Here is a 19180-nt window from a genome sequence, read left to right as displayed (position 1 = left end):
CCCTGCTGCGGCGCGTTCCGCAGACACTAGCGCATTCAAGGAGATGGAATGGCAACGAAATCGAAATCCTCGTTTCAGAAGCGCCAGAAGGAAATGAAGCGCCAGGAAAAGCAGCGTATGAAGGCGGAGCGCCGCGCGCAGAAGAAACTCAGCAATCGCGCGGAACGCGAAGGCACGCTGCAACCCGCCAGGGTGGACGTATCCGCCGAAGGCATCGAACTGGCCGAAGGGGAAGAACCCGCCGGCGAGAACGAGCCCCTCGAACCGCAAGCCTGAGCGCGCTGGCCTTTCTTTCCTCGTAGCAGTTGGACTCGACGGAACTTCCCTTCCCGCACGCGGCGCCTCCTCTGCCTGCTCCTTCGGGAGCATCCAGAGCCGGGCCGGGGTGTGTTCAGTCGAATTCGCGGCGGGCCGCCGCCTGCTGCGCGCCCACGCGCCCGGAGACAATCTCGGCCTGGAAGTAATTCTCCCCGCGAATGGCGCAGCCGGCCAGCCGCCGCAGTATGGCGATCTGCCCGACGTGCGTGAGGGCATCGGCCACCGGCCCCTGGAAGAGCTTTTCCGCGGGGGCCTGCAAGGGCGCATCCGAAGCGAGGTAGTCGTCGAAGGCCTGCAACGTCGCGTGAAACCTCGCGACATCCGCGTTCCACGCCCCCGCCGGCGCTTCCTTCCACTCCTGCTGGCCTCGCGCCATCGAAAGCGCCCACGCAAAAAGATCCCCAAGATGCCCCAAAATCTGTGCCGGCGTCCGCGCCGTAGCTCCGGCGGTAAAGCCCGCGAACGATTCCGGCGCGCCGCGCAACACCTTGCCGCCGCGGTAAGCCACGGTCGCCACCGTATGGCGTAACATTTGACGTGCGGCATCGGGCGAAGTGCTCATGGGGGATCACTCCTTGTGGAATTTCGGGAACCTGCGGGGTTAATAATGGCAGAAAAAGATGCCGGGCCAAAGTCCGGCCCTGCACAGTCTAGGCGATGTTCAGCGCGCGCCGGAAGGACCCGCGCTCGCTATCGATCTTCTTCTGCAGCTGGAGAATGGCGTACAGCAGCGCTTCCGGGCGCGGCGGGCAGCCCGGCACGTACACATCGATGGGAATCACCTGGTTGCAGCCCTGCACGATGGCGTAGTTATTGAATACCCCGCCGGAGGTCGCGCAGGCCCCCATGGAAATCACCCACTTGGGCTCGGGCATCTGATCGTAGAGCTGCTTCACCACCGGGGCCATCTTCTGCGACAGCCGTCCGGCCACGATCATCAGATCGGCCTGGCGCGGTGAAGGACGGAAAACCTCGGCTCCGAAGCGGGCCACGTCGTAGCGCGCCGCGGCCATGGACATCATCTCGATGGCGCAGCACGCCAAACCAAATCCCAGCGGCCACACCGAACTCTTGCGCGCCCAGTTCACCACCTTGTCGAGCTGCGTGAAGAGGATGCCTTCCTCCTGCAGCAGCTTGCCGAAATCGTCCGGCTTGGTCAGGGTGACGTGCTTGCCCAGGGATACGCTCATGGTCTCCTCGTCCTTGCAATTCTCGCATACGCCTGTGCCGGAGACAAATTCTGAAATATCTTTTGTGACTCCCGGTCCCGCGCTGCCATCTCCGCATCACCTCACAAAACCGCCGCCACTAAACCGCCAGGACCACCTTGCCGAACTGCTTCCCCGCTTCCAGATACGCATGCGCTTCGGCACAGGCCGCCAGCGGAAACACCCGGTCCACCACCGGCTTCAGGCGGCCCTCGGCCACCAGCTTGATCACCGTGTGCAGCTCGCTCTTGCGCCCCATGTACGAACCCAGGAGCGAAAGCTGCCGGCTGAAGAGAAAGCGCAGGTCAATCTTGGCGTCGTAGCCGGTGGTATTCCCGCAGGTCACCAGCCGCCCCCCGGTAGCGAGACTGGCCACGCTGTCGTCCCAGGTCGCCGTGCCCACGTGCTCGAAGACCACGTCCACGCCGCGCCGGTTCGTCAGCCGCTTCACTTCGTCGCGGATCTTCTGCTTCTTGTGGTTGATCACCTCATCCGCGCCCAGCGCCCGCGCCTTGGCCAGCTTCTCCTCGCTCCCTGCCGTGGCGATCACCCGCGCCCCGAAAAATTTGGCGATCTGGATGGCCGCGCTGCCCACTCCGCTCCCCCCGCCCAGCACCAGCACCTCTTCGCCCGGCTGGAGCTCCGCGCGGGCCACCAGCATGTGCCACGCCGTCTGAAACACCAGCGGGACCGCGGCCGCCTGCTCGAACGTCAGATTTTCCGGATACGCCAGGCAATTCACTTCCGGGCAGCGCACATACTCCGCGCAGCCTCCGTCGATCAAGTAGCCGAGATTCGTGAATTCCCGGCATTTATTGTCGTTTCCGGAAAGGCAAGCCAAACACTTTCCGCAGGTCACTCCCGGAGCGAGGACGACCTTCTGTCCCGCCTTCACCCGCGTCACTCCCGCGCCCACCTGCGCGATCTCTCCGGCAATGTCGCTCCCGGGAATGTGCGGCAGCGGAATGGGCACGCCGGGCAAGCCGCCCCGCACCCAGAGATCCAAATGGTTGAGCGCGCAGGCCCGCACGCGCACCAGCACTTCCCCCGCGCGCGGCGCCGGCTCCGGCGCATCGCCGTACTGCAGGACTTCCGGACCGCCATGCTGCTGAAAAACGACCGCTTTCATGGGCACTCCTGGCGTAAAATGGAATTTACGGTAGCACCGCGAAGCAGGCGTGTCCAGAAACCCGCGCGTTGACACCCGCCAGCGTGCGCCGTAGGCTGAAGATTGGAATACCCATGGACCTGTTCGAAGAAGTCATAAAGCTGCGGCGCGAGGGCAAGCGCGGGGCGCTGGCCACCATCGTGCACACCAACGGCTCTATCCCCAGCTACGAGAGCTCGCGCATGCTGGTGCGCGAGGACGGTTCCATCGCCGGCACCATCGGCGGCGGCTGCGTGGAGGCCGACGTGTGGGCCGCGGCGCGCGAGGTCATGCAGAAAGAAACGCCGCGCAAGATGGTCTTTAACCTCAACCACGACGCCAACTACGACAACGGCCTGATCTGCGGCGGCACCCTGGAGGTTTTTGTGGAGCCCATTCTGCCGCAACCTGCCGTCTATCTTTTCGGCGGCGGCCACGTCTCCATGGCCCTGGCCCAGGCGGTGCAGGCCGCGGGTTTTGCCGTGGGCGTCATCGACGACCGCGAGCAGTTCGCCAACGCCCAGCGCTTCCCCATGGCCGGCGAGATCTACACCAGCTACGACGATGCTTTTGCCAAGCTCCAGCCCAACGCCTCCAGCTACCTGGTCATCGTCACCCGCGGCCACAAAGAAGACATGCGCTGCCTGGCCTGGGCCGTGCGCACCGAAGCCCGCTACATCGGCATGATCGGCAGCAAGCGCAAGGTGCTTTCCGTCTACCAGGCGCTCGAAAAAGAGGGCTTCCGCCCGCAGGAGTTCGAGCGCGTTTTCGCCCCCATGGGCCTGGAGATCGGCGCGCTCTCCCCGGAGGAGATCGCCATCAGCATCACTGCGGAGCTGATCGCCGTCCGGCGCAACGCCGCCGGCCTGAAGCACAAAAAAGTTTCTCTGGATACGGGCAAGACCGCACTCGCCGGCTGAAAGGCAATTATGCTCGCCGCCGTCATCCTCTCCGGCGGAGAATCCCGCCGCATGGGCTCCCCCAAGGCCCTGCTTCCCTATCAAGGGCGCCCGTTCCTGCAGCACCTCCTCGACATCACCCGCCATCCCAAGATCGGAATCCGCCGCGTCGTCCTCGGAGCGCATTCGGCGGCCATCACGCGGAGCGTGGCCCTCGATCCCGCCGAAGTCGTCATCAATGAGAACTGGCGCAAGGGTCAGTTGTCTTCCATCCAGGAGGCCCTGCGCAGCCTCCCCGCGGGAGCCACCGAGGGCATGCTCCTGTGCCTGGTGGATCACCCGCTGATCACCGCGGATCTCATCGCCGACCTGATCAAGAGCTTCTACACCACGCGCGCCGCCATCGTTCTGCCCACCTACCTGGGCCGCCGCGGACACCCCGTGATTTTTTCCGCCGCGCTGTACCCCGAACTGCTCGCCGCGCCCCTCGACCAGGGCGCCCGCTCCGTGGTCTGGGCCCATAAAACGGAGATCGCCGAAGTCCCCACCAACGAAGAGGGCATCCTCCTCAACCTCAACGATCCCGAAGCGCTGAAAAAGCTGAGCGGCGATCTCTAGAACATAGTTTCGAAGAATTTTGGCGGCAAGGATTTGCGCGCGGCCGGGCTCAGCGCATCTGCGCAAACAGCGCCGCCAGCGCCTCCGCAGCAAGCTGCGCGGCGTGAAACGTCGCGCTCGGCAAACCGCCCAACGCCTCGGAAATCTCTTCCGCGGTGATCCCGCGGCACTCGGCAAGCTCTCTCCCCGCCAGCCGCTCCGTCAGGAAGGAACCGCAGGCGATGGCCGTGGTGCAACCGCGGCACAAAAAACGCACCTCCGCGAACCGCCCCTGTTCGACGCGCACCGCCAGCCGCAGGACATCCCCGCACACGGGATTGCTCATTTCGGCGGTGGCCGTCGCGCCGGGCAATTCCCCCGCGTTGCGCGGGTTCTTGAAATGGTCGAGAACGGCGTGGCTGTACATCGCGCAAAGTATGGCAACGCCCGCGGAAAACCGCAATGCGCCGCGGTGGCCGGCTCATGGCTTTTAGGGGGCTGTGGTTTTCTTCGCCGGCAGGTATTTCTTCTCGATGGACGCCACGATCACGTAGTTGGGATCCACCATCTCCGCCAGCCGGACCTTCGCCGTTTTCGAAAGCAGCTCGTAGGCGTCTTGCTCGGAGAGCCCGTAGTCCGCGTGCATCCAGCCGACCAGTTCGGTAAATGCAATGCGCACCGCATCGTCCAACGGACGGTAGATCCCCGTGGTCATGATCTCCCGCTCGTTCTCGAAGCGCGGCCAGTTGATGCTCTTCCCTTTGCGCAGCTCCACCTGCAAGCGCACGCGGAGAGGCACTTCGATGGCCGTCCCGGCAATCTCCCCATCGCCCATGGCCGCGTGCCCGTCCCCGAAATAGAGCAGCGCGCCGGAAACGTTCACCGGCAGATACAACGTATTGCCCGCGGAAGCTTCGGGAGCGTCCATGTTCCCGCCGAACTCCGCCGGAACGATCGAACTGCGCGCCTCTCCGCCGGCCGGCGCCACTCCGATACAGCCCAGAAACGGATGCAGCGCAATCTTCGCCGTGAATTTGGAATCCAACGCCTGAAACGTCGCCGTGTTGGTGGCCGGGTCCAGCGGATAGAACCAGACGCGTTCCGGCAGCGGGGGATGCAGCATGGCCGTATAACTGGTGGCGTTCAGCGCGCCAAAAAGGGGAACCGTCGCGCCGATTCCCTGCCGGCTCGTGAGCAGCACGTCGAGGATGTGCACCACCAGCGTGTCCCCCGGCTCCGCCCCTTCGATGTAGAAGGGGCCAGTGAGCGGGTTGTCGCCCTTCACCAGCGCCAGAGTGTCGCCCGGCTTCTGGATGGCGTTGCCAAACGCATCCAGCGTCGTGGCGTCGATCGTGTCGCCGGGGCGCACGTGCGCCACCGGCGGCGCCACGCCGTACACGTATTTCACGTTCTCGAGCCTGCCCTCATAGTAAACGGTTTGCGGTGCAGGCGGCGCCTGCTGGGCGGCTGCGGTGAATGCTCCACACGTGAGCACTGCGGCAAGCAGCGCGAACGACAGGATTCTACGCATGGGAAAGACCTCCACAAGATGCCGGGACCATGATTGCTCCCTGGCCGGGGGCAGTCTACTATGAACTTCGGGAACAATGAAAATTCCTCAGCGCAAGAAGATGCGGATCATCTCCCTGGCGCCCAGCGCCACTTCCATTCTGTGCGCCATCGGCGCGAAGATACTCCTCGTCGGCGTTACCCCGTGGTGCAAGGAGGTCGCGGCCGTCGGCCACTTGCCGCAGGTCGGCGACTGCTGGTCGGGCGATCCCGCAGAGCTTCTCGCGCTCCACCCGACGCTGGTGATCGGCTCGGTGCCCTACAAACAGGAGACCGTGGCCAGGCTGCTGGAGCACCCCCTCACCTTTCTAGCCATGAATCCGCGCTCGCTCGCCGGCATAGAGAGCGACATCCGCCTGCTCGGGCGCATCGTGGACCGCGCGGCCGCTGCTGATAAACTTGCCGCGCAAATGCGCCGCGAATTCGCCACCCTGGCGAAGAAATCCCAGCGCGTCAAGCACCGCCCGCGGGTCTATTGCGAGTCCTGGCCCAATCCGCGCATCAGTTCCCCGCCCTGGGTGGCCGAGATGGTGAAAATCGCCGGCGGCGCGATGGCCGTCCCCGCGGGACAGCGCGTCACCGACGCGCAGGTAGCCGAAGCGCAACCCGAGGTAATAGTTTTGGCCTGGGCCGCTACCGGCGCAAAGGCCAAGCCGGAAAAGGCTTATGCCGTGGCGGCCTGGAAAGACCTCCCCGCGATCCGCGACAAACGCGTCTATGTCATTTCCGACGAGCTGCTGAACACGCCGGGGCCGCCGCTGCTCGCTGGCGCGCGCGAACTCTCCCGCATCCTGCAGCAGCTTCCGGCGCGGCAGGCGCGCGCATGATCCTCGTCGTTGCGGCGGTGATCGAGCGCGAGGACCGGCGACTGCTCATCGGGCAGCGGCGCAAGACGGACAGCTCTCCGCTCAAGTGGGAATTCCCCGGCGGCAAGGTGCGCCCGGGGGAAGAGCCGGAGGCGGCGCTGGCGCGCGAGCTGCGCGAGGAGCTGGGCGTCACCCTGCGCAAGAGCCGGGAGATCGCCCGCGTGCAACACACCTACGCGGCGCAGTCGGAACCGCTGGAGATACGGTTTTTTGCGGTGGCGATTGAAGAGCGGGAGATCGCTCCCCGGGTATTCGAGCAGATTGCCTGGGCCCTGCCGAAGGAACTGGGCAGCTACGATTTCCTGGCGGCGAACCGAGCGCTCATCGCCAATCTTGCCACCGGGCGCATCAAGCCGGCCGAAATCCTCGCCCAGGAAGCATGAATTCCTTCCTCACTACCTGCCCCGGTCATTCCGAAGAGCCCGCTACGTGGTCATCGGGTCGCGCTTGCCGGGGTTGATGCCCAGGTCCCGCGCCGCTTTTTCGAGCAGCCCGCGCTCGATCTGCCCTTCGCGGAACAGCTCGACCAGCGTGGCGTAGGCCACGTGCTTGGCGTCCACTTCGAAGAAGTCGCGCAGCGACGCGCGGCCTTCGCTGCGGCCGAAGCCGTCGGTGCCCAGCGAGGCCAGGCGCCGCGGCATCCATTTGCTTACCAGATTGGGCAGAGCCTTCAGGTAGTCGGTAGCCGCCACCAGCACGCCCGGCGCACTGGCCAGATTTGCCGTGACATACGGCACCCGCGGCTTCTCAGCCGGATGCAGCATGTTCCAGCGCTCGGCCTCCAGGCCGTCCATGTACAGCGCCTTGTAGCTGGTTACGCTCCAGACGTCGGCGGCCACGCCGAATTTTTCTTCGAGCAGCTCCTGCGCCTGCAGGACCTCGCGCAGGATCGCGCCGCTGCCGAAGAGCTGCGCGCGCAGCTTGGCGTTCTTCTTCTCCGACGCGCGGAAGCGGTACATGCCCTTGAGGATGCCCTCGCGCACGTCGCCGGGCATCGCGGGCATGGCATAGGGCTCGTTCATCACCGTGATGTAGTAGAAGCAGCTCTCGCCGTCCTTGTACATGCGGCGAATGCCATCCTGCAAAATGACCGCGATCTCGTAGGCAAACGCCGGATCGTAGGCGCGCAGCGTGGGAATGGGCAGCGCGAGGACGTGGCTGTTGCCGTCCTGGTGCTGCAACCCCTCGCCCGCCAGGGTGGTGCGCCCGGAGGTGCCGCCGAGCAGGAAGCCGCGGCAGCGCATGTCCGCCGCCGCCCAGATCAGGTCGCTGATGCGCTGCAAGCCGAACATGGAATAGAAAATGAAGAACGGAATGGCGTTGATGCCGTGCGTGGCGTAGGCGCTGCCCGCGGCCATGAACGACGCCATCGAGCCCGCTTCGGTGATGCCCTCTTCGAGAATCTGCCCGTCTTTGGCTTCCTTGTAATAAAGCAGCGTGTGCACGTCCACCGGCTCGTAGAGCTGCCCCACGCTCGAGTAGATGCCCACCTGGCGGAACAGCGACTCCATGCCGAAAGTGCGCGCCTCGTCCGGCACGATGGGCACCACCAGCTTGCCGATCTCCGGGTCGCGCAGCATCTTGTTGAGCATGCGCACGAAGGCCATGGTCGTGGAAACTTCCCGGCCCTCGCTGCCCTCGTAGAATTCCTTCCACAGCTCGTCCTGCTGCGCCGCGATGGGCTTGGCCCGCACGCTGCGCTTGGGCACGTAGCCGCCCAGGGCCGCGCGCCGCGCGCGCAGGTACTGGATTTCGGCGCTGTCCTCCGGCGGGCGGTAGAACGGCGCCTCGGCGACGTCGTCATCGCTCAGGGGAATCCCGAAGCGCGAACGGAATTCGCGCAGTTCCTCTTCGTTGAGTTTCTTCTGCTGGTGCGAGATGTTCTTGCCCTCGCCGCTCTCCCCCAGCCCGTAGCCCTTGATGGTGCGCGCCAGGATCACCGTGGGCATGCCCTTGCGCTCCACCGCCGCCTTGTACGCGGCGTACACCTTGCGCGGATCATGCCCGCCCAGACGCAGACGGCGCAGCGTGTCATCCGAGAGCGGCTCCACCAGCTTGAGCAGGCGCGGGTCGGAGCCGAAGAAACTCTGACGCACATACGCGCCGGTGGCCACCACCAGCTTCTGATATTCCCCGTCCACCGTCTCGCCCATGCGCTGGATGAGCAGGCCGTCGGTGTCCAGCTCGAAGATGGGGTCCCAGTCGCTTCCCCACAGCACCTTGATGACGTTCCACCCCGCGCCGCGGAAGGCCGCTTCCAGCTCCTGAATGATCTGACCGTTGCCGCGCACCGGGCCGTCCAGGCGCTGCAGGTTGCAGTTCACCACGAAGATCAGGTTGTCCAGCTTCTCGCGCGAGGCCAGCGTGATGGCCCCCAGCGTTTCCGGCTCGTCCGTTTCCCCATCGCCCAGGAAGGCCCAGACCTTGGCGTCGGTCGCCGGCTTCAGCCCGCGGTTCTCCAGGTAGCGGTTAAAGCGCGCCTGGTAGATGGCCATGATCGGGCTGAGGCCCATGGAAACGGTGGGAAACTCCCAGAAATCCGGCATCAGCCAGGGATGGGGGTAGGAAGAAAGCCCGCCGCCCGGCTTCATCTCGCGCCGGAAATTTTCCATTTGCTGCACGGAGAGGCGCCCTTCGAGAAACGCCCGGGCGTAAATGCCCGGCGCGGCGTGGCCCTGCAGATAGACGGTGTCGCCCTCGAATTCGTCGCTGCGCGCCCGGAAAAAGTGATTGAAGCCGACTTCGAACAGCGTGGCCGCGGAGGCGAAGGTGGAGATGTGCCCGCCGATGTTGTGCTCCACGCGGTTGGCGCGCACCACCATGGCCAGCGCGTTCCAGCGGATCAGGCTCTTGATGCGCCGCTCGATGGCCTGGTCCCCGGGAAAGAGCGGCTGGTTGCGCGGGGGGATGGTATTGGCGTACGCGGTGCGCGCGGTGAAGGGGATCTCCACCCCGGCCAGGTGCGCATGGGTGCGCAGGCGCTCCAATATCTGCCGCGCGACCTCCGGCCCGCTGGCCTTCAGGACCGAGTCCAGCGACTCGAGCCACTCGCGGATCTCTACGTCGTCCGGGGAAAGCGGGTGCTTTGTGGCGCTATCGTTCATGTCCTGGTCTGACCCCTTTAGTTTGGGCTACACAAAGCCCAATTTCGAAAGCCAGCGAGTGTTCAATACGCTGAACACATACAATACACCCCAAATGCCATTCGTGCACCCCCTTCTGCCCCCAAATATTCTGCTAATTCGCCGCTGCCCTGCTCCGCCAGCCCGTTCTCGCTTGCCATGCCGCCTCCTTTGCTCTCGGAGGCCCCGAATCATACCGAAACTACCTGTCCAGTCTTAGAGGGGTGTGCTACAAACGCTTCGCCGTCACACGTACAGAAGGTGCCGGGATCATTCTTTGACTCCCCTCAGGGCAAGAGCCCGGCGCTTCCGATGGCAGGGTAAACCAGCCGCTACAGGGAGCGGCCGCCGTCCACGGCCAGGACCTGGCCGGTCATGAAGGTGGCGTGGACCAGGAAGAGCACGCCCGCGACGATGTCCTCGGGGGTTCCGGTGCGCCCCAGCGGGGCCTGGCGGATGTAGTCGGCTTCCCACTCCGGGGGATCGCCGGGCATGGAGATGGTGCCGGGGGCGATGGCGTTGACGCGGACTTCCGGAGCCAGGGCGCGGGCCAGGCAGCGCGTGAGCATGATCACCCCGGCTTTCGAGACGCTGTAGGGGATGTAATTCGGCCAGGGCAGCAGGCCGCCCACGGAGGCAAAATTGACGATCACCCCGCGGCGCGCTTTCAGCAGCGGGGCGGCGGCCTGCGCGCAGAAGAACTGCGCCTTCAGGTTGGTGTCCAGCGCGGTGTCCCAATGCTCTTCGGTGACGGTCTCGATGCTGGCGGGAAAGAAGACGGCGGCATTGTTGACCAGGATGTCCAGGCCGCCGAAGTGCCGCGCGGCTAGCTCGAAGAGCCCGCGGATTTCCGTAGGGTGGCGCAGGTCCGCGGAGAGAGGCAGCGCGCGGCGGCCCAGGGCCTCGATATCCGCGGCGGCTTCGCGCGCGGCGGCGTCCGCGCCGCGGTAGTGCAGGACGACGTCGGCGCCTTCGCGAGCCAGGCGCAGGGCGATGGCGCGGCCCAGGCGGCGGCCCGCTCCGGTGACCAGAGCCACGCGGCCCGCGAGCGATTCTTCCGTCTTGGGGAGATCGGCCGGCATATGGTTTTACAGCAAAGAACGTTACCACACAGGCCAGAAAGACGGGCACGACATGTCGTGCCCCCCACGGGCGGCTTATTGACCGCTTAGCGGTCATGCATACAGTTGACCGCTTCGCGGTCACGCGTACAGTTGTTAGAATCGGGCCTGCGAGGGAGAAACAATGAAACTCGACCTGCTGGCGATTGCCGCGCATCCCGACGACGTGGAGCTGACCTGCGGCGGGACGCTGCTGAAGATGGCGCGGCGCGGCTACAAGACCGGAATCCTGGACCTGACCGCAGGGGAGATGGGCACGCGGGGCACGCCGGAGACCCGCGCCCGGGAGGCGGCCAAAGCGGGCAAGTTGCTCGGCGCGAAGTGGCGGGGCACGCTGGGCGTGGCGGATTCCGACGTGCAGCCCAGCCGGGAGAACAAGCTGCGCCTGGCGCAGCAGATCCGCGCGCTGCGGCCGCATACCGTGATCCTTCCCTACTGGGAGGCCCGGCACCCCGACCACTACCATGCCTCCACGCTGGGTTACGAGGCCTGTTTTCTGGCGGGGCTGAAGCAACTGCCGCTGGAGGGCGAACCCTTCCGCCCGTTCAAGATTCTCTATGCCACGGCCTACGCCGGCGTGCGGCCCACGTTTGTCGTGGACATCACCGCGGAGTACCAACAGCGGCGGCGGGCGATCCTGGCGTTCGCCTCGCAGTTTCGTCCCGGGAAGCGCGCGGCGAAGAGCAGCGTGCACCTGGCGATCGACCGCCTGGAAGAGCAGATGAATCAGCTGGCGCGGCACTATGGGCAGATCATTGGGGTGAAATACGGCGAGGCCTTTCTGACCAAGGAGTTGCTGCAGGTGGAGGACGTGGTGAGGATGGCAGTGCGTTCGATCTGAGCCGCGGGGGGTTAGGAGTCTTCGTCTTCCTGGGCGGGGGTAAAACCGTGCAGCGTCTGGCCGTCGCCCTTGCGCTCGACCTTCATGCGGATGAGCGCCTCCTGCTCGGCGCCACTCTTGCGCAGCACGGCGACGGTGCTGAGGGCCTCGGAATAGACGCGGGTGACGAGGTAGATTTCGCCCGTTCCATCCTGCTTCCACAACTGGCCAATTTGAATCTTGCGAACGCTCATAGCGTGGATAGCTACTCTAGATGCAGGGCCTTAGGCGCGTCAACCTAAACCGAATCCTTCTTGGACACCGGGGGGAGGCGGGAAACCTTCCGGGCCGCGCTTACATCTTACGCAGCGGAGGGCCAAACCGGCCCGGGTCCACCCCATAGGGGGGTGTATACTTCCGTCAGAGGGCGCCATGAAACAACTACTGCGGCATATCTCGGGCTTGCTGCTGGCCACCGCGCTATTCGCCGGACCGGCGCTCGCGGTTCCCCAGAGCCAGCCGCCCCAGGACCAGGGCCAAGCGCCGGCGCAGCCACAACAGCCGGCAGCGCCGCCGAAAGCGCCCCAAGAACAGCCCGTGCCCCAGCAAGCACAGGTCTCCCCGAAGAACTCGAAAGAGGACGTGGAGGCGATCGGGAACCGCAACGTAGGCAAGGGCGTAAATTTCTATTCCCTGGAGAAAGAGATCGCCCTGGGCAAGCAGCTGGCCCAGGAGGTCGAGCGCAGTTCCAAGATGATCGACGACCCGGTGGTCACGGAGTACGTGAACCGCGTGGGGCAGAACCTGGTGCGCAATTCGGACGCACGCGTGCCTTTCACCATCAAGGTCATCGATTCCGACGAAGTCAACGCCTTCGCATTGCCTGGCGGCTTTTTCTACGTCAACAGCGGCCTGATCCTGCGCGCGCAGGAAGAGTCCGAACTGGCGGGCGTGATGGCCCACGAAATTTCGCACGTGACCGCGCGTCACGGCACCAAGCAGGCCACCAAGGGCGAAATCCTGCAGCTGGCCTCGATCCCGCTGATCCTGCTGGGTCCCGGGGGCTGGGCGGGCTACGGAATCTACCAGGGGCTGAATCTGGCCATCCCGCTGACCTACTTGAAATTTTCGCGGGATGCGGAGCGCGAAGCCGACTTTCTCGGGCTGCAGTACATGTACAAGGCGGGCTACGACCCCAACGCCTACGTGACCTTCTTCGAGCGCATCCAGGCCGATGAGCGGCGCCGTCCGGGCACCATCCCCAAGGTTTTTTCCTCGCACCCGCCGACGCCGGAGCGCATCGCCAGAGCGCAAAAAGAAATCGCGCGCATTCTGCCGGCGCGCGACGAATACATCGTCACCACCTCCGAATTCGACCAGGTGAAGGCGCGCCTGCGCAATATCATGTTCAGCCGCAAAACCAAGGATAACGGGCCGGGCAAGCCCACCCTGCGCACCCGCACCGAGCAGGAAAAAAACAAAGCCCCGCAGACCACCGGCACGGATCCGGCCGATGACGGGCGGCCAACACTCAAGCGCCGTCCGGATACGCCCTAACCCTCCCGGCAGGACAGCTTATTAGCAAAAGAAAAGGGCGGCCGCCAAGGCCGCCCTTTTTTTTCGCCGCGGGGGCACAGAATGTTTCTCCCGCTCCGGCTTCTGCCGGGAAGGGATTTTGCGGGAAACGTTTCAGCGCAGGGGGCGCTGGCCGTAAGTGACGTTATTCTCGGATAGGAAGAGGCGCGGCTCTTCCGTGCTTCCTGTAGTGGGCACCAGGTCTGTCAATACCCGGTCAATGGTGGCCACCGCATCGTCGTACCGGCGGAGGCGCTCCTCGCGGTCTTCCAGCATCACGCAATACCCCAGCGCCGTCAGCGCGCTGCGAATATGGTGATTGAGCTCGACCACGAGAATGGCTCTTTCCTTGGCCCGCGCGTGGCACTGGCTTTCATAGAGCGCCGACAGATAGACCAAGAGGAGCAGAGCTCCGAGGAGGCCCATCGCCAGATCATCGAGGAGGGTCGCCGCCCCGGTAATACCGAGCCGCGATAAGGCCAGATTCAGGATATAGCTCACAGAACAAAGGATCACACCGGCAGTCAGGGCAGGCTTGATTTGTGCGAAGGCCAACCAGGGAGGCAAACTTTTGGTGGGCATGGATTCTTCCCGAGGAGACAGTGCCAGTATATAACGAAATGGAAACGAAAGCGCACGGCATGTCCCGGAAAAAACGGCGGGAATTCAAGCTCCCGCGTGGCTGGGTTGCGAACTACGTGCGGCGCTCTTCGGCCTGGTGCGGAACACCTATGCGGCGCATCTCGTCGGCGTAATACTTGCGGTAGAGAACGTCCCACTCTTCGCTGCCTTCGAGGATCTCTTTTTTCTGCGAGGTGATCTTCTTACGCACCTCGGCATCCACCTTTTCCTCTTCGTGGAGCAGGGCCTGCAGGATGAGCACCACCTGATTGCGGATGGTATCGCGGTCTTCGATGAATTCCACATCGTTGCTGGCCACCAGTACGTCGTTGATCTGGTGCGAAAGGCGGATGATTTTTTCGCGGCTGAGTCGCATGCCCATCCCTCAACTGGAGATCACTCTTACGTTATGGCCCGTTTACCCGCCAAACCGTGCGTACCGTTCCGGCGCTCAGCGCAGGACCAGCTTGCGGTCGCGGGCCAACTGGGCCTTGGCCTTCTTGAACATCTCCTGATAGGAGACGCCCGTGCGGCGCATCTCGTCCTGGTGCTGGATCAGGATTTCGCGGACTTCGTCGTTGAGGCGGTCCTCGATGCTCAGTTCTTCCTGCATCTTCTGGCGGACGCGCAGGGCTACGGCCTCCACGGCCTTGGTTTCAATCTGCTCGCTTTCCACCAGGCGCTTGACCACTTCCGTGGCCATATACGCGACGAAGTCTCGAGAGAGGAGCATGCCACCCGCTTCCTGTGCACCGAAGCAAAGAAGAAAGTTTACTGGCTCATGAGGGAAAGTGCAAGGAAGGCGGCGGGGCGGTTCCGGCGCGAATTTGCGGCGCGTTGACGGTCTGCGCCGGTTGCTGTACGATGTTGATGCAGGGGCGGTTAGCTCAGCGGTTAGAGCATTCGGTTTACACCCGAAAGGTCGTCCGTTCGAATCGGACACTGCCCACCATTCGCGCATCGCAATTTCCGCGGGGACGTAGTTCAGTTGGTTAGAACGCTGCCCTGTCACGGCAGAGGTCGCGGGTTCGAGTCCCGTCGTCCCCGCCATATTCTCAAACACGTACGGGGAATATGGCGTCTCTCCGCGGGAGCAGAAAAAAACACCAGGTTTCTGCACCTCCCTGCCTCACGGACCTCGTAACCTTATTATCCTTCCGACACTGAAGACTTAGAATGCCACTTTGTGTTCGCAGCAGCGGGTGGCTTCTTGCTTGCTCGCCGCAAAAGCTTGCACCCCTGCCGGGAGCACTACGTAACGGCCGATAGCAGTTCGGACAACGCAAATTACCTGCCGATGGACACGCCAGGACAGCAGCGAGTCTAATGGATATTCGCGCCGGGAGATGGCATTGCACGGAGGAGAATGGAACAGGCCCAGAATCATCGTGCTACGGCCTGCGTATCACGCGCAGGAAACGCTCCAGTTCACTTGCGGGGCTATCTCACGGCAAACCATGGCGGGGAACCCGCTACAACCGGGTCCCTCTTGCTTCCGACGCTGAAATCTTGACGGAGAGGATGCTGACAAACACGTGAACCCCAGAGTGGTGGTCCACACGGAACCGGATTCGCGGCCGGACATTGCGCCCGGAATAGGCGAACGCGATGTAATCAGCCGGGACGCCGTCGTCGAGAACTGGCTTGACGAGCATCTGACTGCTGTCGCACTCACGGTGGTTGCCGCCGGTTTTGGGCTCCGGGTGTTCGTTGCCAGCCGAAGCTATTTGAACCCGGACGAGGCGCTTCACTACCTGTTGATCAATCAGCCTTCGGCTTTTCTTGCGTACAAGGCCAGCCTGACCAACGCGCATCCTCCGCTGCTTTATCTCCTGCTCTACTATTGGCATTTCCTGGGCCGCTCGGAACTGATGCTGCGCCTGCCTTCGGTGTTTGCTGGAACAGCCCTTTGTTGGGTTGCTTTCAAATGGATCGGGATGGTTTTCGGCAAAACGGCGAGCTTGATCGGCCTCATCCTCGTCGCGTTTTCCCCGGCCCTGATCACCCTCTCGGCTGAGGTGCGGGAGTACGCTCTGTTGCTGTTCTGTATGGCGACCGCCCTGTACATTCTGGAGCGGGCCTTTCAGGAAAAGTCCGTTCGCGGAATGTGGCATTTCTCCGTCTTTCTCTACCTGGCAATTCTTTCCCATTACTCGGCGCTTTTCTTTGCACTGGCCATCGGTCTTTATTCGCTGGCACGAATCAGCGATGCACGGCTTTCGCGAAAAGTTGTTGTCGCCTGGGCCAGCGGCCAAGCGGGAGCGCTGGCGATTTATGGGTTCCTGTACGTGACGCACGTGTCGAAGCTTAAGAATTACATAGCACTTTGGGGAATGCCGTTCGGTCAGTACTATTTTCATCTGGGCAGCGGGGATCTTGTCACTTTTACGCGAGAACAGACTTCGAATATCTTCCTATTCCTGTTCGGAGAACATTACGTCTCGCAAGCCATGCTTCTGCTCTTCGTCGCCGGCGTTGGGTTTCTCGTTGTCCGGGAATTGCTATCCCGTCGGGGCCACCCGCCTTCTGGCCATTCTGGAATTCTCCTTTTGCTCCCTTTTATCGCGGTCTGGGGCGCAGCCATGGCGGGGATCTATCCCTATGTCGGCAGCCGCCACACGGTGTTTCTTGCGCCTTTTGCGATAGCGGCTGCGAGCTTTCTGCTGGCAGCCGTTTGCGGTCAGAAACTCTGGGCGGGCCTACTGATCGCGACCGTCTTAGCGGGAGCGTCGAATGCCACCGGGAAGACATTCGAGGAAGGCATCACAGAAGAGAATCAGAGCCGGACGTTGATGATCGCCGCTGTGAATCATATCCAGCAGTCAATTCCGCGGGGAGACATAATCCTGGTGGACTACCAGAGCAGCCTCCCGATCGCGTATTATCTCTGCGGCCCGAGAAATATCCCCGCTGGCGTGTTCCACGGAGACCTCGCTGAGTTTAGTTGTAACGGGTATTCCATCGTCTCCCTCCATATATGGAAGCTGATAAGCGGGAATTTCTCGCCGCAGTTCGAACAAATGGCACATACCTACGGCTTAAAACCCGGGGATCGAGTTTGGGTCTTTCAAGCTGGTTGGGGAGACACTGTCGGCAAGGAACTGCCGAGGCATTTCCCGGAGTTACGCTGTCTAAAACCAGAAGACTTTGGACGGAATATCACTGTTATTCCTTTTGTAGTGGGCCCAGATTTGTTGCCCGCTGCGCCGCTGACAAACTGCGGAAGCTGAATACGGAGCGGAGCCATATTCTGGCCGCCGAACGGCGGGCGATAGGCATCCCGCAGCCGCGCGCGAAGCGGATCAGCCGCTCCAGACGGGGAAGCATCTCCCGCGCCCCGGGGGATCTCCAGCGGAACCCCCTCAGCCAGGAAGGCGTTCCGCATACGAATGACGATCCGCGGGCAACGCCGCGAATCTATTATTCCGCCGATCCGCCGGAAAACGATACTGCGGGCTATTCGTGGATGATTCTTACGATGGGCTGCCGCTCCCGGTTTTCCTGGCAAGTTGCTCCACGGCCGCATCCATCTGCGCACGGGCCACTTCATGCTTCTCCGCGATTCGCTCCAGTTCCCCGGGCGCAGTCTTCTCGACCGCCCGGACCGCCAGGTCCGCCAAGCCCATCTGCTCCCCTCCCAGGTACTGCAAGCGGACGATGTCCGGCCGGGAATAATGCCCCACGGTGTCAATGATGGCCTTCCAGACCTTGATCATGTCCGCTTGGCATTCGGCGTAAAGGATCGTGTCGCCGGAGGTCGGTGGAACCAGCGGAACGCCGAGGGGCCCCACAATCTGGCTGCCGCCGTGCGCGTAGTCCACGTTCACTGTTTCCACCAGCGGAAAATCCGCCGGGAGGTCCCGCCGCGTCATGTAGCCCGCCGCTGACAGCACAAACGCTCCGGCCTCCAGCGCATGTGCGCGCGTCAAGGTGTGCCCCCAGAAGTATCGGCCCTCGGAGTCGGCCTCTTCCAGCTTTGGCCCGCTATGCAGGGCAAACGCGCCCGGGAACGCAGCAATGTGGAAATCCTCTCCCTGCTCGATCATGCGCGCGCGGATCAGGGGCATCAGATGCTCCCCACAGATGAGCCCGCCGATCCGGCCGATATCGGTTTCGTAACTGACCAGATCGCTGCCATCGCCATTGCCCCACACCGCGCGCTCGACGAACGTGGGCATAGTTTTGCGGTGCCGGCCCAGGATTCTTCCGGAGCGGCCGATAAACAGCTGGGTATTGTAAATGGTGTGGACGCCGGGCCGGGAGTCCATCTCGTTGCAGCCGATCACCACGTGGGTATTGGCCCGGGCGGCCGCCTGGCAAAGGCGCTCGGTATCCTCGCCCGGAATGAGCAAGGCGTTGTCGTAAAAGCGGACCCGCACGGGAATCCAGTTCTGCAGCTTCGATTCCCAGCCCTCACCCCAATACGGATACCCGGCCAGCCAGGTTTCCGTAAAGGCCACGAGTTCCGCGCCGTTGCCGGCGGCCTCGGCGATCTTCTGGCAGGCGCGGTCGATGCTCTTGTCCAGGTCCAGGAACACCGGCGGCGTCTGCACAACAGCCACCTTCACGCTGGCCCGCCCTCCCAACACTTTCTGCCTCGGCTTCATGGCAGCCTCCCTGCTCCGGACACTTGCCGGCAGAAACAGGCCCAGCGGCACTCCCGCGATTCTGCCGAATGCAGGAGATTCAATACTGGAAGCCGGGACCTGTCAAGGAGTCTGGCCAAACTTCTCCATGCTCCCTGGATCCGCCGGTACAGTGCGTGCACGATTGCCCGGTCTGCCCCAGAAATTCATTACGCCGGTTTTCGGGACCCGGCTATAATCGCGGCCACGCGGGAGAGCGCAACGGGAGGCGGGCAATGAAGAGAGCAACGTGGCTGTTCGCGGGATTGCTGGTTTGCGGCTTGGTAACGCTGGCGGGCACGGAGCAGAAGACGGAGCGGCGCTATATCAAGCTGAATGCCGAATCCAAGCTGCCGTTCAGCAACGGCGTGCTGGTGGGCAACACCCTGTATGTGGCCGGGAGCATCGGCCTGGACCCGAAGACCGGCCGCCCGGCCGGCGAAGTGGAGCAGGAAGCGCGGCTGGCTCTCGACACCATCCGCGACACGCTGGCCAAGGCGGACATGACCATGGACGACCTGGTTGCCGTGGAGGTGCACTGTCCGGATGTGGCCAACTACGACAAGTTCAATGCCGTCTACCGCACGTACTTCACGCACGACTTCCCGGCGCGCGCCTTCCTCGGCTCCGGCCCGCTGCTGTTCGGCGCGCGGTTTGAGGTCAAGGGCATCGCCATAAAACGATAAGCAGCG

21 protein-coding genes and 2 tRNA genes are annotated in these 19180 nt (G+C 63.4%); 11 read left to right on the top strand and 12 right to left on the bottom strand.

Annotated elements, in window-relative coordinates:
* The first annotated feature begins 48 nt into the window (after positions 1-48).
* Positions 49-276: a hypothetical protein gene (locus LAN61_08500; GenBank protein MBZ5540542.1), complete on the top strand. Its 228-nt coding sequence runs from the start codon at positions 49-51 to the stop codon at positions 274-276.
* A gap of 115 nt (positions 277-391) precedes the next feature.
* On the opposite strand, the gene LAN61_08495 is transcribed toward LAN61_08500, so the two are convergent.
* From LAN61_08495 to LAN61_08485, 3 genes are all read right to left on the bottom strand, one after another.
* Entirely contained in the window at positions 392-880 is a 489-nt protein-coding gene (locus tag LAN61_08495) for a hypothetical protein (protein MBZ5540541.1), read from the bottom strand.
* A gap of 88 nt (positions 881-968) precedes the next feature.
* Positions 969-1508: an NADH-quinone oxidoreductase subunit B gene (locus LAN61_08490; protein MBZ5540540.1), complete on the bottom strand. Its 540-nt coding sequence runs from the start codon at positions 1506-1508 to the stop codon at positions 969-971.
* A gap of 118 nt (positions 1509-1626) precedes the next feature.
* A complete protein-coding gene (locus LAN61_08485) occupies positions 1627-2655 on the bottom strand; it encodes a zinc-binding dehydrogenase (GenBank protein MBZ5540539.1) in 1029 nt (342 codons plus the stop codon).
* A gap of 113 nt (positions 2656-2768) precedes the next feature.
* Here LAN61_08485 and LAN61_08480 point away from each other — a divergent pair, with 113 nt between their 5' ends.
* Entirely contained in the window at positions 2769-3593 is an 825-nt protein-coding gene (locus LAN61_08480; protein MBZ5540538.1) for an XdhC/CoxI family protein, read from the top strand.
* Positions 3594-3602: 9 nt separating this feature from the next.
* Entirely contained in the window at positions 3603-4190 is a 588-nt protein-coding gene (locus LAN61_08475) for a nucleotidyltransferase family protein (GenBank protein ID MBZ5540537.1), read from the top strand.
* 49 nt (positions 4191-4239) lie between these two features.
* Here LAN61_08475 and LAN61_08470 read toward each other — a convergent pair whose 3' ends face one another.
* A complete protein-coding gene (locus tag LAN61_08470; protein ID MBZ5540536.1) occupies positions 4240-4596 on the bottom strand; it encodes an iron-sulfur cluster assembly scaffold protein in 357 nt (118 codons plus the stop codon).
* A gap of 63 nt (positions 4597-4659) precedes the next feature.
* Positions 4660-5700, bottom strand: a complete 1041-nt coding sequence (locus LAN61_08465; GenBank protein MBZ5540535.1) for an acetamidase/formamidase family protein — start codon at positions 5698-5700, stop codon at positions 4660-4662.
* A gap of 76 nt (positions 5701-5776) precedes the next feature.
* Here LAN61_08465 and LAN61_08460 point away from each other — a divergent pair, with 76 nt between their 5' ends.
* Together LAN61_08460 and LAN61_08455 are read left to right on the top strand one after the other, a co-directional pair.
* Positions 5777-6565, top strand: coding sequence for an ABC transporter substrate-binding protein (locus LAN61_08460; protein ID MBZ5540534.1), 789 nt, complete (start codon positions 5777-5779; stop codon positions 6563-6565).
* Positions 6562-6987, top strand: a complete 426-nt coding sequence (locus LAN61_08455; protein ID MBZ5540533.1) for a (deoxy)nucleoside triphosphate pyrophosphohydrolase — start codon at positions 6562-6564, stop codon at positions 6985-6987. The genes LAN61_08460 and LAN61_08455 overlap by 4 nt, the downstream gene beginning before the upstream one ends.
* A gap of 42 nt (positions 6988-7029) precedes the next feature.
* On the opposite strand, the gene aceE is transcribed toward LAN61_08455, so the two are convergent.
* Complete coding sequence (gene aceE / locus LAN61_08450) at positions 7030-9708, bottom strand: pyruvate dehydrogenase (acetyl-transferring), homodimeric type (protein MBZ5540532.1); 2679 nt, start codon at positions 9706-9708, stop codon at positions 7030-7032.
* 350 nt (positions 9709-10058) lie between these two features.
* Entirely contained in the window at positions 10059-10808 is a 750-nt protein-coding gene (locus LAN61_08445; protein ID MBZ5540531.1) for an SDR family oxidoreductase, read from the bottom strand.
* Positions 10809-10971: 163 nt separating this feature from the next.
* On the opposite strand from LAN61_08445, the gene bshB1 reads away from it, so the two are divergent.
* A complete protein-coding gene (gene bshB1 / locus LAN61_08440) occupies positions 10972-11688 on the top strand; it encodes a bacillithiol biosynthesis deacetylase BshB1 (GenBank protein ID MBZ5540530.1) in 717 nt (238 codons plus the stop codon).
* Between the two features lie 11 nt (positions 11689-11699).
* Here bshB1 and LAN61_08435 read toward each other — a convergent pair whose 3' ends face one another.
* Positions 11700-11921 (bottom strand): hypothetical protein, encoded by a 222-nt coding sequence (locus LAN61_08435; protein MBZ5540529.1) that lies wholly within the window; start codon positions 11919-11921, stop codon positions 11700-11702.
* Between the two features lie 178 nt (positions 11922-12099).
* Between LAN61_08435 and LAN61_08430 the strand changes: the two genes are divergently transcribed.
* Positions 12100-13224 (top strand): M48 family metalloprotease, encoded by a 1125-nt coding sequence (locus LAN61_08430; GenBank protein MBZ5540528.1) that lies wholly within the window; start codon positions 12100-12102, stop codon positions 13222-13224.
* Between the two features lie 132 nt (positions 13225-13356).
* Here LAN61_08430 and LAN61_08425 read toward each other — a convergent pair whose 3' ends face one another.
* The 3 genes from LAN61_08425 to LAN61_08415 form a co-directional block, all read right to left on the bottom strand.
* On the bottom strand, positions 13357-13743 hold the full coding sequence (locus LAN61_08425; protein ID MBZ5540527.1) for a hypothetical protein: 387 nt from the start codon (positions 13741-13743) through the stop codon (positions 13357-13359).
* A gap of 193 nt (positions 13744-13936) precedes the next feature.
* A complete protein-coding gene (locus LAN61_08420; GenBank protein ID MBZ5540526.1) occupies positions 13937-14239 on the bottom strand; it encodes a DUF507 family protein in 303 nt (100 codons plus the stop codon).
* Positions 14240-14314: 75 nt separating this feature from the next.
* Positions 14315-14596, bottom strand: coding sequence for a DUF507 family protein (locus LAN61_08415; GenBank protein MBZ5540525.1), 282 nt, complete (start codon positions 14594-14596; stop codon positions 14315-14317).
* A gap of 143 nt (positions 14597-14739) precedes the next feature.
* Between LAN61_08415 and LAN61_08410 the strand changes: the two genes are divergently transcribed.
* The 3 genes from LAN61_08410 (at position 14740) to LAN61_08400 (ending at position 17093) form a co-directional block, all read left to right on the top strand.
* A tRNA-Val gene (locus LAN61_08410) sits at positions 14740-14815 on the top strand.
* 21 nt (positions 14816-14836) lie between these two features.
* Positions 14837-14913, top strand: a tRNA-Asp gene (locus tag LAN61_08405).
* 485 nt (positions 14914-15398) lie between these two features.
* The gene (locus LAN61_08400; GenBank protein MBZ5540524.1) at positions 15399-17093 is read left to right on the top strand and encodes a glycosyltransferase family 39 protein; all 1695 of its coding nucleotides are present in this window, start codon (positions 15399-15401) and stop codon (positions 17091-17093) included.
* 243 nt (positions 17094-17336) lie between these two features.
* On the opposite strand, the gene LAN61_08395 is transcribed toward LAN61_08400, so the two are convergent.
* Positions 17337-18470, bottom strand: coding sequence for a carbon-nitrogen hydrolase family protein (locus LAN61_08395; protein MBZ5540523.1), 1134 nt, complete (start codon positions 18468-18470; stop codon positions 17337-17339).
* 254 nt (positions 18471-18724) lie between these two features.
* Between LAN61_08395 and LAN61_08390 the strand changes: the two genes are divergently transcribed.
* Positions 18725-19174 carry a RidA family protein gene (locus LAN61_08390; GenBank protein ID MBZ5540522.1) on the top strand — a complete coding sequence of 150 codons (450 nt, stop codon included), beginning with the start codon at positions 18725-18727 and terminating at the stop codon, positions 19172-19174.
* Positions 19175-19180: the final 6 nt, after the last annotated feature.

It is taken from the genome of Terriglobia bacterium (genome assembly GCA_020072785.1).
In the GTDB taxonomy this organism is placed as follows: domain Bacteria; phylum Acidobacteriota; class Terriglobia; order Acidiferrales; family UBA7541; genus Acidiferrum.
Note: the sequence above shows the minus strand (reverse complement) of the source record. Positions and strands in the feature narration are given on the sequence as shown.